This is a genomic window from Psychrobacter phenylpyruvicus DSM 7000 = NBRC 102152 (assembly GCF_000685805.1).
Classification (GTDB): Bacteria; Pseudomonadota; Gammaproteobacteria; order Pseudomonadales; family Moraxellaceae; genus Psychrobacter; species Psychrobacter phenylpyruvicus.
In genome coordinates this window covers 90,089-103,670 of the sequence record NZ_JMKP01000002.1, presented here as the reverse complement: position 1 = coordinate 103,670, position 13,582 = coordinate 90,089, and the positions used below count along the sequence as shown (strand labels likewise).

Here is a 13,582-nt window from a genome sequence, read left to right as displayed (position 1 = left end):
TAAAAAAACGCCCTACTATCAAAGTTAGGGCGTTTTTATTGGCTATTCAACTGTGTTAAATTAGCTCTGTTTTAAGTAAGGCCAAGCAGCTCTCATATAAATCATCATTGACCACAAAGTCAGTACCACAGCAGCAACCATCAGGATATAGCCAATCGTTTCTAAAGATTCAATATTCAATAATAAAACGGTGATGGCCACCATCTGAAAAGTGGTTTTTAATTTACCCACATAAGACACAGCCACACTGGTGCGAGCTCCTAATTCCGCCATCCACTCTCGTAAAGCAGAGACCGCAATTTCACGTGAGATAATCACAATGGCAGCGATTGACATAATAATATTTGGATGCCATTGGACCAACACAATTAACGCGACGGCGACCATAAGCTTATCGGCAACAGGATCCAAAAATCGACCAAATGCAGAGACAATATTCATCTTACGGGCCAAATAACCATCCAACCAATCGGTAATAGCAGCCAAAACAAATAACAACGTCAACAATAGATGCCGAAACATACTATCGCTAAAAGCATCCATATTCATGCCGATGTTAGCAATGGCATTGTCCGAAATCATCGGAACCCCAATGCCCAGCGCAGGGGGCCAGTAGGCAATGGCTACAAACAAGGGAATCATAGCGATACGAGCCATGGTTAAATTGTTTGGTAGGTTAAAAATACTGGCTTCTTTATTCGGCTGTAATGATGATTGAGTCATGATCGAGTCAAAGTTACTTATGTCAGAGTTACTCATAAAGAGCGTTTAATTTCAGTTAGCTTATCATTTATACCTAATTTTAGTAAGTCCTAATAAGTTAGTTTGCATTATCAACAATGTTTACAGCTTAGTGACTTTATAAGACTTTAAATACTATAAGTTACTACTGTGACATGTTGACTATCGTTCTGGATTTAGGTGAGATTAAAATAAGCATCAAATCGCAGTACATCATTGTGCCAACTTTCATCTGGGCTGGATTGAGCAAATAACGGAGCAGCTGCCGGTCTCTTCACCACCACTCGGCCACCTGGCACAACTGTATTTAAAGCTAGGTCTAATAGCTTCTGTTCTTCCTCAAGATCTGGCGGCTCGGCAATGTGATGCAGCGCCTGCATGTGCTTACCTACTTTAGCTCCCTTACCCGTCGCCGTGTTTTCATAACTATTCTCAGGGAACATAGGGTCTAAATAAACCACATCGTAAGCTGAAGTATTTAGCGCTTGCCCGTCTTGAGCCGCTACAGACAAAGCTTCCATAAACTTAGCAGAGTCTGCACACTCGACCTTTAATCTTGCCATTAACTTTTGCCAATTGGCTTGCTGCGACATCAGCTGCTGCTCATACATCAGCAGTAACGCCATTAAAGGATTACGCTCTAACAGCGTTACTTGGGCCCCAGTACTGGCAAGGATTAAGCTGTCATGACCAAAGCCTGCGGTGGCATCAAGCACTTGGCTTTTATCGGTGAGCTTACAAGCCTGAAGTAATATCTCTGACTTTCGACCTGCACTCACCACTCGGCGCTGTAAACTTTTCCAATCTGGAGCCACACTAATCTGATGGGTTAACAGTGACAGCTGCAGTTTATTATCAATAATAAATAGCGGAGTCTGATATTGATCACTGAGCTGCTGACGTACTTTTTGGCTCAGCTTTTGCTCAATGCTAATCACTTGTAATGTTAACGACAAGTCGGCCACTTCAATCAGCTGCTGTAATCTTTGGATAACAGGGACGGCTTCAGCCTCCACAGCTGCTGAATAGACTATCGGAACATTAACATTAGCGACATCCAGTGTATGACTCATTATCGTAACCTTATCTACTGCTACCGAATATAACAGTCTGTATTAACTGGCTTTAGCCTTGGATGGTATAGCCAAAAATCCAAGCCACTAATAGCACGATGATACCAGTGATAATTCTGAGCCAAGCAAAGATAGTGAAGTCACGACGACTCACCCAGTCCACCAACCAACGAATACATAGCAGGGCAATGATAAATGACACTACTATGCCCACCGCCAATACTAGCCAATCCTCGGAGCTGGATAACACATCTATGTGCTTAGCTAGATCCAACAAGCCAGCACCGATGATGACCGGAATACCTAGAAAGAATGAAAACTCAGCTGCCGCTTTACGAGACACCCCTAACCATAACGCACCGATGATGGTTGATCCTGAGCGTGAGGTGCCTGGAATAAGTGCCAAACACTGAAACAATCCTATCATTAACGCATGCTTAAAGCTCACATCCTCTGCTTCTTCTGCCACAATAGGTATCGGCTTACGCTCAACATAGAAGATCAGTAGACCACCCAAGATCAGCATAATGGCAACCGTATAGGGGTTGAACAAATACTGCTTAATTTGATCCGCCATCGTAAAGCCAACAATCATCACAGGGATGGTAGCCACAATAAGGCTCAATCCCAACTGACGAGGATTCTTTAGGGCGTTTGGGCCTTCTGATTTACCGGTTATCAAGCCCATTAAGGCATGCCACAGGCGTCCCCAGTATTCATAGACCACAGCCAAGATAGCGCCCAGCTGAATAACCACAATAAATAAGTCTGCTTTTTCTTTGGTCCAAAAACCCATAAGGTCTGCAGATAAAATTAAATAACCGGTACTGGATATGGGCAAAAACTCAGTAATACCCTCTACAATACCCATGATTATTGCTTTAAAAATGAGTAACAGATCCAAAGTAAAGTCTCTCTGTATTAAGATTAAATAATATTAAAATAAATGGTTTTAATTAATATAGCGCTCAGCAAACAGCAAGTTGCCAATACTTACTTAAGCTTTACCCTGCTCTTTCAAGGTTTTCCAAGCATCATTGCGTAAATATACGGGTAGAGCCTGCTCTGCAGGTACACCGCCTTGCTGTAAATAATGAGCAATGCCCAACTTAGCTAACGTAACCGCATCGGGCTGAATGTCAGCATAGAGGGGCTGATTTTGCTGAGCCGTTAATAATTCAGCCCCATTGCCAACTATGGGCCAATCAAGCTCAGTGCTTTGGTCATAGTCTAGCAGCTGCTCATTTGTACCCTCAGTTAGCCTCATTACTTGTGAGGTGGAATCCAACTGATACTGAGCAAAATAAACCTGCTTCATACGCGCATCAAACGCTGCATAAACTTGCTGCAGCCCCTGCTGATCAAAGGCCGCTTGAGCAATTGCTCTCAAACTTGATACGCCGACACAAGGTAGATCATGAGCTACCGATAAGGCTTGCACCACAGCGGTATTAATTCTAATCCCACTAAAAGGACCTGGGCCACGATTAAAGATTAAAGCCGTTATATCAGCAAGCTTAAGCCCTGCTTCATTTAACGCAGCATCAATCATTGGCAAGATAAGTTGAGTCTGTTCTCGTTTGCCAGGCTCAGTATGACAACTAAGTATCTCTAGTTCTGTATTGACTACGGCTACTGAACACTGGTCAAAAACGGTATCGATTGCCAAAAACATGAGGGCCTCTTTAAAAGCTAAAATGCAGTGTGTATCTAATGCGGAGGTGCAAGTATAAAAAATAGACAGCTTATCATACCACTAGCAATCCCTTTGATAAATCAGTAGTTAGGCCATTTCATTGATTCTCATTTAAAATTCACACAACGATAACAATAAAAAAGCCAGACCTGCTAATAAAAGCAATCTGGCTCTGATATTTATCGGTTTTTTCTTTGAGAATAGAGCTTAGCCCATCTAAGCTAACTGTCGATAAGCGATGAGTTAGGCTTTAGTTGAGTCCAAGCTACTTGGGTAAAGAGGCTGAGATTTGACTTAGAATCTCATTAATTTCACTATTGGCTTGTTGCTCTTTTGCTAAGTCGCCACTTGGAGTAAGCTGATTAACAATCTCTGGCAGCAGCTCAGCTAAGCCTTGGCGTACTTCTGTCTCATCAGCTCCTGTCTGCTGACACACATGATCAATTTCTTGCTGATCAAATAACTTGTTAATTTGATTGGGGTCTAGGTTTTGGTTTTGCTGCTGGGTGCTCATCCAAGACTGGGCTTGATTACCAAATCCCATATCTTTAACTTTATTCAATGCGCCAGATAGACCCCCATTGCGTTGAATCCAATTTAGGGCGATGGGCATCAGAGCAGCGACCAACATGGCTTTATTATTACCTGCTTGAGTCCCTCTACTGGCTTGGCCTCCGCCTAATACGCTGCCTAAGATGCTGCCCAAACCGCCAGCACCACTTGATTGGCCACCCATCTGACCCCCTAGCATTCCACCAATAATATCATCAAGACCAAAACCATTACTTTGGGCTCGAGTATTGGCTTGGGCGGAAGTACTACCGCCTAGGACACTATCTAAGATGCCCCCTAATCCTCCCGTAGAAGCAGATTGAGTACGCTGGTTAGGGCTGCGCTTCGTATCTTGTGATTCCAGTGCCTGACGGGCTACCTGAGTAACTAAATTCCCTAATAAACTCATAAAATTCTCCTTAATAACTTCAAAGTAATTTAAATAGTTCCAAAATAGCAAACCACAAGTACTTATTGGGGTCTGGGTTTAAATTATTGTCAACAAGCTTACCACCTAACCTAGTATTATTTCCCAAGCTATTTTTATGTGATTTGTTATCTAACTATCATCGGCCACGCTCATCTAGTGCGTTCTACTTCAAATTAGCCCCATCGGCTCAGAACTTTTAGCTCACGCCAAGTGTCAGCCTCGACTTGGTCTTTCCAAATCAGGACGGTTTCGCGGCGCTGTATAGGCTGCTCAGTATCGAATATTAATTGCACACAGTGACTAAAACTTTGGGTAGATATCAATTTTGCTTGCCAAAGTATGGGCTGATGACGGCCCTGAATAAGTAACTGCCAATGTGCGTTAACTTCGTCAATATTGCAGCCCGTAATGTGTAAAGGCTGCCCACTTCTTGTAATCTCGAGCAAAATACAAAGTAGCAACCCAGCCACACCCACTGCTAATAGCCTATAAAAAGGAAGGTCTGTGGCACTGACTATCAGTAATAGCAGCAACAAAAAACCACAGCTATATAGTCGCTGCCAGTGACTGACCGCGGTAATCTCGATAACCAGCTGGGTACTCATATCGATCGTTTAGTAATACACAGCTGTTGCTGATCGAATTTTGAGTTATAAAAAACGGAGGCGGCAATCAGATTTAAGATAAATCACCATGTTGTAAGGTTTTTAATTTCAAAACCAATTCAGCTACCTTAGGATCATCTGGAGTATCTTGATTCATAAAGTAATTTAGTAGATCTGGATCTTCATATGTTAGTAGCTTAGCAAAAGTGGCTTGTTCTTCTTCATCTGCAGTCAAATAGTGCTGCTTAACATAAGGATCAATGTAGAAATCCAGCTCTTTTAAACCACGACGGGCTTGATAAATAACTCTACGCTGCTCATTGGTGGGTTCTGGTTGTGTCATTTTTAAATCACTCCTGGATACAATATAAATTAAAGATAAAAACTCGGTCGATGTGGCCTTAAGGCTTCTTTATTAGTGTCTGTTTATTAATGCCTGCTAACTTTAAAGCTCACTAATAAAGAGCTTGTTGAGATAAAAGCAAACAAGGGTTCTGCAAAGTGCTGAACTAGGAGTTAAGCTGCCGCCATAAGGCCAGCCCCTGCATGGTCAGGCCCACATTATGAGTGCGTACAATACTAGCCCCTTGCTGAAAAGCCAGTAAGGCCGCGGCCATGCCCACTCCATCCCGATCAGTAGCTTGATGCTCACTAAAAGCAGGAAGCTCTGTCCGGTTCAGAACCTCACCCAAAAAGCGCTTACGAGAGATGCCAAATAAAATAGGCAACTGTAATTGATGCAGCTCACTAAGTTGTTTTAATAAGGTTTTATGATGTTCATAATTTTTGGCAAAGCCAAACCCAGGGTCAATAATAATATTACTAAGCTCTACCCCCGCTTGTACGGCACAGTCAATACGCTGCTTTAGCTCAGTTATAACTTCTTGCAACACGTCCTGATAGCTGGCTTTGGCATTCATGGTGGTCGGCTCGCCACGCATATGCATTAATACCACCGGTATATTTAATTTGGCAGCCATCTCAGTCGCACCCTCTCGGCTCAATGCTCTAACATCATTCCAGATATCTGCCCCAGCTTGTACCGCTTGCTCTATAACTTTTGGCGAACTGGTATCAATAGAAAGCCATATCTCTTCACCGAACTGTTGACGAATAGCTTCTACCACAGGCACTACACGAGAGCACTCTTCTTCTACTGTGACAGGGCTAGCATTAGGGCGGGTAGATTCCCCACCAATATCAATAATAGTTGCCCCTTGCTGTAGCATCTGCTCACAGTGAGTTAAAGCAGCCTTGATGTTATTAAATTTGCCACCATCGGAGAATGAGTCTGGCGTCACATTTAAGATACCCATAATGTGTGGCTGAGACAAATCTAACTGCTTAGACTGTGCGGTTATCGTTTTGGTCTCAATTACGGTATTGGGAAAAGGGTGTAGTTGCATAGTAATAGTTATTCTTCTGATCTTCAGGCTTAAAGTTAATAGCAGGTTAAAAGCTGATAGTTAGGTCAGTTGGCAATCTTTTTATAATGATGGCTCCTGTCTTTGTAACTTACCTATTTTAGCAGATATGAGGATTATAGTGGCGCAATAGAGACCTACTGCTTACCGAAACAAGCACAAAAAAAGGCACCTTCAACTGAAGATGCCTTCTTTATCAAACCTAAGAGTATGAAGTTTTGAACTTCCTACTCTATTTAAAGTGCTACATAGCTGGTAATGGAGGAGGCGTAGGCCCTGAAGGTGAATCAGTAGAGTCTATCTCTTCTTTTTTAGGGGTGACATCCTTCTCTTGTTGATAATTACGAGGTTCACGAGGCTCATTACCCGCTAAGATGTCTTGTAACTGATCTCTATCAATGGTTTCCCACTTCATCAAGGCATCAACCATCGCATGCATTTTGTCTTTATTTGCTTCGATGATTTCACGGGCAATATCATATTGCTCTTCTAGGATACGACGAATCTCTTCATCCACTTTCTGCTGTGTAGCTTCAGAAATGCTTCGGGTCATACCCCCAAAGTAGCCTTGTGACGCATCATCATCTTCATAAACCATTACACCTAGTGCATCAGACATACCATATTTGGTAACCATCGCACGTGCCATCTTGGTGGCGCGCTCAAAGTCATTTGAAGCCCCTGTGGTCTTCTGGTTTACAAACACTTCTTCTGCAATACGGCCACCAAACAAGATAGCAATATCATTTAGCATTTTTGACTTATCTAAGCTAGTTTGGTCAAACTCAGGTAATTGCCAAGTTACGCCCAATGCCCAGCCACGCGGCATGATGGTCACTTTATGCACAGGGTCAGTACCTGGCAGCATTTCTGCTACTAACGCATGACCAGCTTCATGATAAGCGGTCGCACGGCGCTCTTCTTCACGCAGCACCATAGACTTACGCTCAGGACCCATAAATAGCTTGTCTTTAGCATCTTCGAAGTCATTCATATCAACACTGGTCTTATTACGACGCGCCGCAAATAAAGCCGCTTCGTTTACCAAGTTAGCCAGCTGGGCACCACTAAAGCCAGGTGTACCACGCGCTAACGCATTGATATCAACGCCAACCGTTGCAGGGAGTTTACGTAAATGCACTTTTAAGATCTCTTCACGGCCTTTGATATCTGGTAAGCCAACGTGCACTTGACGGTCAAAACGACCTGGACGCAATAAGGCTTTATCTAGCACATCTGCACGGTTAGTGGCCGCAATAACGATAATACCGTCATTACCTTCGAAACCATCCATCTCAACAAGTAACTGGTTAAGCGTTTGCTCACGCTCGTCATTACCACCGCCCATACCGGTACCACGGCTGCGACCTACGGCATCAATCTCATCAATGAAGATAATACAAGGCGCATTTTTCTTAGCTTGTTCAAACATATCGCGGACACGAGAAGCACCCACACCGACGAACATCTCTACGAAGTCAGAGCCTGAAATTGAGAAGAAAGGTACTTTTGCTTCACCTGCAATGGCCTTAGCAAGTAACGTCTTACCCGTACCTGGTGGACCCACCATTAAAATACCGCGAGGAATGGTTGCACCAAGCTTAGTAAATTTGTCTGGATCCTTTAGGAAGTCAACAACTTCGATAACCTCTTCTTTAGCCTCTTCAGCCCCAGCCACATCATTAAAGTTAACTTTAATTTGGTCTTCACCAAGCATCTTCGCTTTGGATTTACCAAAGCTCATAGGTCCGCCGGCCTTACCACCTGCGCCGCCCTGCATGTTACGCATGAAGAATAAGAAGATACCGATAATAAGCAGAACAGGGAAACTTGCAATTAATAACTGCAACATAATGCTTTGGCGCTCAGGGGCTGCTCCCTGCACCTCAACGTTATGCTTACGTAATGTAGGCATTAACTGATCGTCAACCACGGCAGGGACAATAGTCTCAAACTCCGAGCCGTTAACTTTTTCTCCGGTGATTTGTTCACCATCGATTTTGACGCTTTTAATTTGGTCCTCAGTGACTTGAGTTACAAACTCAGAGTAATTGAGCGCATCCGGCTCATTACTGCTATCAAAGTTGCTAAATACCAGCACTAATACGCCGATAACAACTAGCCACAATAAGGTATTTTTTACCATGTCGCTCACAAGCTATACCATCCCTTACTTATTGATGTATTCAAAATTCTGCCTAATCTTGCATTATAACATGAGACAAAAAAACAATTATGGCTCGTCACCGTGTTAATACACGCATTGATTATTCTGTCATTAATTTTTTATAATATTTCTAATAGAGCTTAACGCCCTTAAAACCATGCTCTTAATGAAAAAACTACGATTTTAACGAACCATTGCTGATACTTCTCTTTATTAGGTCACTCTACTTATTTATCAAGGATAAAGCAGATAATAATATCCAAATTATAGATTTACTTACTTATCCCACCGACTAAATAGGCCACTTTCTTGGCTCAAGTCGAGTATTGTGTCACCTGCCACTGTCCCTTACCACTAAGGACAAGTAGACTGATTATTCACAAAAATAGAGAGCTGATAAAAAAAGAGTCACCAATAATCCTAAGCTTAAATATGAATCGATAGAAAACTAAATAACTAACTAATATCTAACTAAGACTATTCAGCTAAGGCTTATTGAGTTTGCTAAATGGCTTAAGTTACTTGGTGGCTACCCAAAATACCTCTTTTGAACGAGGGCGAGAGGCGGCAGGCTTAATGGTACGCACCTTAGAAAACTGAGACTGTAACTGTTGGCGTAACTGCTGCTCCCCTTCCCCTTGGAATACCTTCATTATTAATGACCCACCTTTCGGAAGCACTCTTAGAGCAAAATCTACCGCCAATTCACATAGATATATCATACGAGGCTGATCTACTGCGGCGTGACCAGATGTGTTGGGCGCCATATCTGATAGCACCACATCTACTTGTCTATCGCCCACCTCATTCATCAATTTATCAAATACTTCTTCTTCTCTAAAATCACCTTGAATGAAGGTCACGTTCTCCAGCGCATCCATAGGTAAAATATCAGAAGCAATCAATATGCCACTATCGCCTACCAATCTACCAGCCACCTGTGACCAACTGCCAGGAGCACTACCCAAGTCTACAACCGTCATCCCTTTTTTAATGAGGTCGGTTTTTTCATTAATCTCTAATAGCTTATAGGCAGCACGAGCACGATAGCCCTCTTTTTGAGCCAGCTGTACATAATGGTCATCCAAATGCTCTTTCATCCAAGCTTTACTGCTTTTAGATAATGTCTTGTTAGTAATACGGGTTGCCAAAATATCCTCACTGTAACTGTATATATAGAATAGAGACGTGATAACTATTAATTAAAGTAATTAAAGCAAATTCTACCATTATTTAAACTATTAAGCTTATGGCCTGGTAAAACTTTGTGGCTTAACTAAATCACTGATTTAAAATAGATAGAATTTAAATACATGAAGCTTAAGTTTAATCACAACTTAACTTAAAATTTCATGACTTAACTTAAAGAAGCCAATTAAATTTAGTCAGTATTACAAACTCATCATGCAAGGGGCAGTAACTTTCTTTATAATGCCCCTGTGAATCTACTTCGCTGTAACAACTGTATGCTTCAATAACGATATGCGTTAATAAAGCTATGACTGTATAGAGTGTAAGCGTCAAGATTCTGTTTTAGGTGGTGCCATATATTGGCCCATCTTATTTTCCCTTTTCAAGGCTGGTTAAGTTAGGCCTAATAATTAATACTGAGACAATATGAGTACTGCAAAAAACAACCGTCCTGCATTGGACAATACTGAATTACGCCGCCTTAAAGGCATCGGTCATGAGTTAAAGCCTGTGGTTACTATCGGCAACAAGGGTTTAACTGAGTCAGTAATAGAAGAGCTGGATCGCGCTTTAAATGATCATGAGCTTATTAAAATAAAGACACCACCAGGCTCTAAAGAAGAGCGCGAAGTATTTAGTAGTGATCTTGCTGAAAAGACTGGTGCTCAGCTTATTCATAGTATTGGGCGCATGGCTCTATTATTACGCCGTAATCCTAATGCTAATCCTAAGCTATCTAACTTAAGTCGTTATAGCGATTAATGGCTTTTGTTAACTGTCCAAAAGCAGTTGTTTAAAATAAAGGCCGCTAATTTAGCGGCCTTTATTGTGTTATTGACTCTCAATTATTTTTATCTATTCTTAATTGATTCAACAATCAAAAAAATCTCATTTATCTAAAACAAATAGTTCAGATGTAAATGAGATTTTTTGGTATAGCTAGCGATTAAGGCTTATAAAAGTAGCCTGACTACTAATCGTTCATCGCTAAGTAAGTGCCTTGGCTTGTTGCGTCTAAGTAGCGACCATCACGCCATACGCTATAGCCATTGTGGGTGCTGTATGGACTGAATTTTGACTGTCTAAAATCTGATACCCATTGTGAACCATCATAAATTTGAATGTGGCCATGTGGGTTTTTTGATGAGCGGTTGAATACAGCAACATCACCAATTTGAGGCTGATAGTTGTCATTGCTAAGCTTAACAAAGCCTGCCTGTGCTAAAGTACCACGAGTGGCATATTGATAAGCTGAAGGATTAGGAGTGAATTCATAGCCTGCAGATTCCAGAGCTTGACGCACATAACGGGCACATAGTCCAATCGTTCTAGAGTGAGCAGCACGGGCAGCACGGGCAGCAGCCAAAGCAGGAGGCGCTGAGCTAGTCAAACGACCAGAAGAGAAAGTTGGGTTATTTGCAGAAGTAGCAAAAGAAACTGAATTGCTGTATTTGCTTTCTAGTTGCCTAGCCAGTTGGGCCAGTTCATCACTTTTTTGCTGTGCTTGACTGTCTAAATACTCAATATTCTGAACACTTCGAGTGTTATTAGAAGTGATGTTAGAGAAATTATTTACTACTTTATACGTTTTAACTGCTGAAGAATTTGTGGCTGGCTCAAACGTTTGTTGAACTGTAGCATTTGCTTGTATGGCACTTAGCCCCATTAACGACAAAATAATAAGTGACTTTTTCATAACATTCCTAGAATTAATTTTGCAATGTACTATTCAACTTACCTGTCAAATAGTCTATTGATATTCATTTAAAAACAAACGACCTATCGAAACAGCCTATATTTAGACTTAGCAACCGTTTATGCTATCTATATACTCAGTGATAACTTCATCTATAAATTAAGTTTGAGGTATGCCATGCAAAACCCATTAAAACCTAATCATTTAGCAAAGCGTATTGATCATCAAAAGTCTGCAGCGTCTTCCTTGCCTAGGTCTTTATCTGATAAATGCTCTGAGCTGAACCAATTAACCCAAGAGATGAAAGCTTTAATAGGGAGAGGACTACCAGATGAGATTCTAAAATCACTGTGGGTAGTCAAGTATGAAGAAGGTCAATTAGTGCTTTCTGTACAGTCTCAAACTGCAGCAAACCATCTTCGATACCAGTCAAACAACCTAATTAATATACTAAAAGAACAATCTCTTACATTCAGCGTACTAAACAATATAGATGTAATCGTTACTTACCCTGCTTCGATTGATCACTTAAATGAAAATCAGAATTACTCAAACTTGCACTCAAATCAATCGAATTTAACTCTTAGTAAGGGCGGAAGCCATAACAAACGTGGCCTCACCGAAACAACGAAACGAACTATAACACACACATTAGAGCATGTCATTAAAGATGAACGCCTTAAAGCATCACTAAAACGCCTAACAAAACCTAACTAAAAGGCTTCTATAATGTTTTATTATGTAATCAATCGTCGTGTTATTGGTAGACAATGTTTGGTTTTTAAAACTAGCTCCGTAAAAATAACCAGATTTATTATTTAATCAATGACTAACTTTTATTGATTGAACCCTTCTAAGTATTGAAAATGTTTGGATTGTGCAAGTAACCATAAATTTTTGATAAAAAAAAGCGAAACCGAAGTTTCGCTTTTTTTTATCTTTCCACAATGTTGCTTTAAACCGAAAAATAATTTAGAAAATGGCAGAAATATTTTTGATTTTTACTTGATTTTTATAATTTATAGTCAATTGCAAAATTACTTGTGTCATAAATTGTTACAATTTCAAAGTTTTCAGGGTCACTATACACCGCTCTAATCAATTTATTGTTCAACGCATGCCCTGATTTATAGGCTGAAAACTTGCCAATTAGCGGATATTTTGCCAAATATAAGTCGCCAATAGCATCCAAAATCTTATGGCGTACGAACTCTTCTTTATGACGAAGTCCTTCTTTATTAACGATACCTTTATCATCTAGCACAATGGCATTGTCTAAACTTCCTCCTAAAGCCAAGTTGTTTTTTTGGAGGTATTCAATATCACGCATAAACCCAAAGGTTCTGGCATTGCCTACATTTGCAATATAGCTATTAGTAGAGAACTCAAACTGGTAATGCTGCGTATCTTGAGGGATGCCCGGATGCTCAAACTCAATTTGAAAATCTAAACAAAAGCCTGAATAAGGCTCTAATTGAGCCGACTTATCGCCCTCTTCCACTCTAACCGTCTTTAATATTTTTAGGAATTTCTTGGGAGCTGACTGCTCTTCAATCCCTGCCTGTAGTATTAATTCCACATAATTTGCAGCACTACCATCCATGATAGGAATTTCTGCATCCGAAACTTTAATGAGCAGGTTATCTATTCCAAGTCCTGCTAAAGCACTTAATAAGTGCTCTACAGTCCCAATTTTGACCCCGTCCACCACTAAATTAGAGGACATGACGGTATCAGTAACTAAGAAGGCATCTGCGGCAATCAAAGGTGCGTTGTCTATATCAGTGCGCAAAAAGTGTATGCCACTATCGACCTCAGCAGGCTCCAAAATTAGGGTGACATCCTGTCCACTGTGTAGGCCCACACCGACTACTTTAATAGGTTGCTTTAAAGTGCGTTGATTCATAAAGTTAATACTCTTATTACTTAACTATTTTTACTCAATTATTTATTAATTATTAGTTACTGTACTCAGCACTGCTAATTCAATGAGGGGATTTTACCACA

The 13,582-nt window shown here is 41.0% G+C and carries 14 protein-coding genes; 2 read left to right on the top strand and 12 right to left on the bottom strand.

The window, feature by feature from the left end; genetic code table 11:
- Positions 1-60: 60 nt before the first annotated feature.
- From pgsA to rlmE, 10 genes are all read right to left on the bottom strand, one after another.
- Positions 61-723 carry a CDP-diacylglycerol--glycerol-3-phosphate 3-phosphatidyltransferase gene (gene pgsA / locus G561_RS0101240; protein WP_028857925.1) on the bottom strand — a complete coding sequence of 221 codons (663 nt, stop codon included), beginning with the start codon at positions 721-723 and terminating at the stop codon, positions 61-63.
- 194 nt (positions 724-917) lie between these two features.
- On the bottom strand, positions 918-1,814 hold the full coding sequence (locus G561_RS0101235; protein WP_028857924.1) for a class I SAM-dependent methyltransferase: 897 nt from the start codon (positions 1,812-1,814) through the stop codon (positions 918-920).
- Positions 1,815-1,866: 52 nt separating this feature from the next.
- Positions 1,867-2,718: an undecaprenyl-diphosphate phosphatase gene (locus tag G561_RS0101230; RefSeq protein WP_028857923.1), complete on the bottom strand. Its 852-nt coding sequence runs from the start codon at positions 2,716-2,718 to the stop codon at positions 1,867-1,869.
- A gap of 93 nt (positions 2,719-2,811) precedes the next feature.
- Complete coding sequence (gene tsaB / locus G561_RS0101225) at positions 2,812-3,489, bottom strand: tRNA (adenosine(37)-N6)-threonylcarbamoyltransferase complex dimerization subunit type 1 TsaB (RefSeq protein ID WP_028857922.1); 678 nt, start codon at positions 3,487-3,489, stop codon at positions 2,812-2,814.
- 286 nt (positions 3,490-3,775) lie between these two features.
- The gene (locus G561_RS0101220) at positions 3,776-4,471 is read right to left on the bottom strand and encodes a YidB family protein (protein WP_028857921.1); all 696 of its coding nucleotides are present in this window, start codon (positions 4,469-4,471) and stop codon (positions 3,776-3,778) included.
- A 194-nt stretch (positions 4,472-4,665) separates the two neighbouring features.
- Positions 4,666-5,097, bottom strand: a complete 432-nt coding sequence (locus tag G561_RS14900) for a protein YgfX (protein ID WP_051584291.1) — start codon at positions 5,095-5,097, stop codon at positions 4,666-4,668.
- A 73-nt stretch (positions 5,098-5,170) separates the two neighbouring features.
- Entirely contained in the window at positions 5,171-5,440 is a 270-nt protein-coding gene (locus G561_RS0101210; protein WP_028857920.1) for an FAD assembly factor SdhE, read from the bottom strand.
- 166 nt (positions 5,441-5,606) lie between these two features.
- Complete coding sequence (folP, locus tag G561_RS0101205; RefSeq protein WP_028857919.1) at positions 5,607-6,503, bottom strand: dihydropteroate synthase; 897 nt, start codon at positions 6,501-6,503, stop codon at positions 5,607-5,609.
- A gap of 262 nt (positions 6,504-6,765) precedes the next feature.
- Positions 6,766-8,667, bottom strand: a complete 1,902-nt coding sequence (gene ftsH, locus G561_RS0101200; RefSeq protein WP_028857918.1) for an ATP-dependent zinc metalloprotease FtsH — start codon at positions 8,665-8,667, stop codon at positions 6,766-6,768.
- Positions 8,668-9,206: 539 nt separating this feature from the next.
- Positions 9,207-9,839 (bottom strand): 23S rRNA (uridine(2552)-2'-O)-methyltransferase RlmE, encoded by a 633-nt coding sequence (gene rlmE, locus G561_RS0101195; protein ID WP_028857917.1) that lies wholly within the window; start codon positions 9,837-9,839, stop codon positions 9,207-9,209.
- A gap of 466 nt (positions 9,840-10,305) precedes the next feature.
- Between rlmE and G561_RS0101190 the strand changes: the two genes are divergently transcribed.
- Positions 10,306-10,641 (top strand): YhbY family RNA-binding protein, encoded by a 336-nt coding sequence (locus tag G561_RS0101190; protein WP_037031443.1) that lies wholly within the window; start codon positions 10,306-10,308, stop codon positions 10,639-10,641.
- A 211-nt stretch (positions 10,642-10,852) separates the two neighbouring features.
- On the opposite strand, the gene G561_RS0101185 is transcribed toward G561_RS0101190, so the two are convergent.
- Entirely contained in the window at positions 10,853-11,575 is a 723-nt protein-coding gene (locus G561_RS0101185) for a CHAP domain-containing protein (RefSeq protein WP_028857915.1), read from the bottom strand.
- A gap of 177 nt (positions 11,576-11,752) precedes the next feature.
- Between G561_RS0101185 and G561_RS0101180 the strand changes: the two genes are divergently transcribed.
- A complete protein-coding gene (locus G561_RS0101180; RefSeq protein ID WP_028857914.1) occupies positions 11,753-12,292 on the top strand; it encodes a DciA family protein in 540 nt (179 codons plus the stop codon).
- Positions 12,293-12,587: 295 nt separating this feature from the next.
- Here G561_RS0101180 and lpxC read toward each other — a convergent pair whose 3' ends face one another.
- The gene (lpxC, locus tag G561_RS0101175) at positions 12,588-13,481 is read right to left on the bottom strand and encodes a UDP-3-O-acyl-N-acetylglucosamine deacetylase (protein WP_028857913.1); all 894 of its coding nucleotides are present in this window, start codon (positions 13,479-13,481) and stop codon (positions 12,588-12,590) included.
- Between the last annotated feature and the right edge of the window lie 101 nt (positions 13,482-13,582).

Bases quoted from the DNA above. Each gene is read 5' to 3' on its own strand.
- pgsA (WP_028857925.1), bottom strand. From the start codon at position 723: ATGACTCAATCATCATTACAGCCGAATAAAGAAGCCAGTATTTTTAAC.
- G561_RS0101235 (WP_028857924.1), bottom strand. From the start codon at position 1,814: ATGAGTCATACACTGGATGTCGCTAATGTTAATGTTCCGATAGTCTAT.
- tsaB (WP_028857922.1), bottom strand. From the start codon at position 3,489: ATGTTTTTGGCAATCGATACCGTTTTTGACCAGTGTTCAGTAGCCGTA.
- G561_RS0101220 (WP_028857921.1), bottom strand. From the start codon at position 4,471: ATGAGTTTATTAGGGAATTTAGTTACTCAGGTAGCCCGTCAGGCACTG.
- G561_RS14900 (WP_051584291.1), bottom strand. From the start codon at position 5,097: ATGAGTACCCAGCTGGTTATCGAGATTACCGCGGTCAGTCACTGGCAG.
- G561_RS0101210 (WP_028857920.1), bottom strand. From the start codon at position 5,440: ATGACACAACCAGAACCCACCAATGAGCAGCGTAGAGTTATTTATCAA.
- folP (WP_028857919.1), bottom strand. From the start codon at position 6,503: ATGCAACTACACCCTTTTCCCAATACCGTAATTGAGACCAAAACGATA.
- ftsH (WP_028857918.1), bottom strand. From the start codon at position 8,667: ATGGTAAAAAATACCTTATTGTGGCTAGTTGTTATCGGCGTATTAGTG.
- G561_RS0101190 (WP_037031443.1), top strand. From the start codon at position 10,306: ATGAGTACTGCAAAAAACAACCGTCCTGCATTGGACAATACTGAATTA.
- G561_RS0101185 (WP_028857915.1), bottom strand. From the start codon at position 11,575: ATGAAAAAGTCACTTATTATTTTGTCGTTAATGGGGCTAAGTGCCATA.
- G561_RS0101180 (WP_028857914.1), top strand. From the start codon at position 11,753: ATGCAAAACCCATTAAAACCTAATCATTTAGCAAAGCGTATTGATCAT.
- lpxC (WP_028857913.1), bottom strand. From the start codon at position 13,481: ATGAATCAACGCACTTTAAAGCAACCTATTAAAGTAGTCGGTGTGGGC.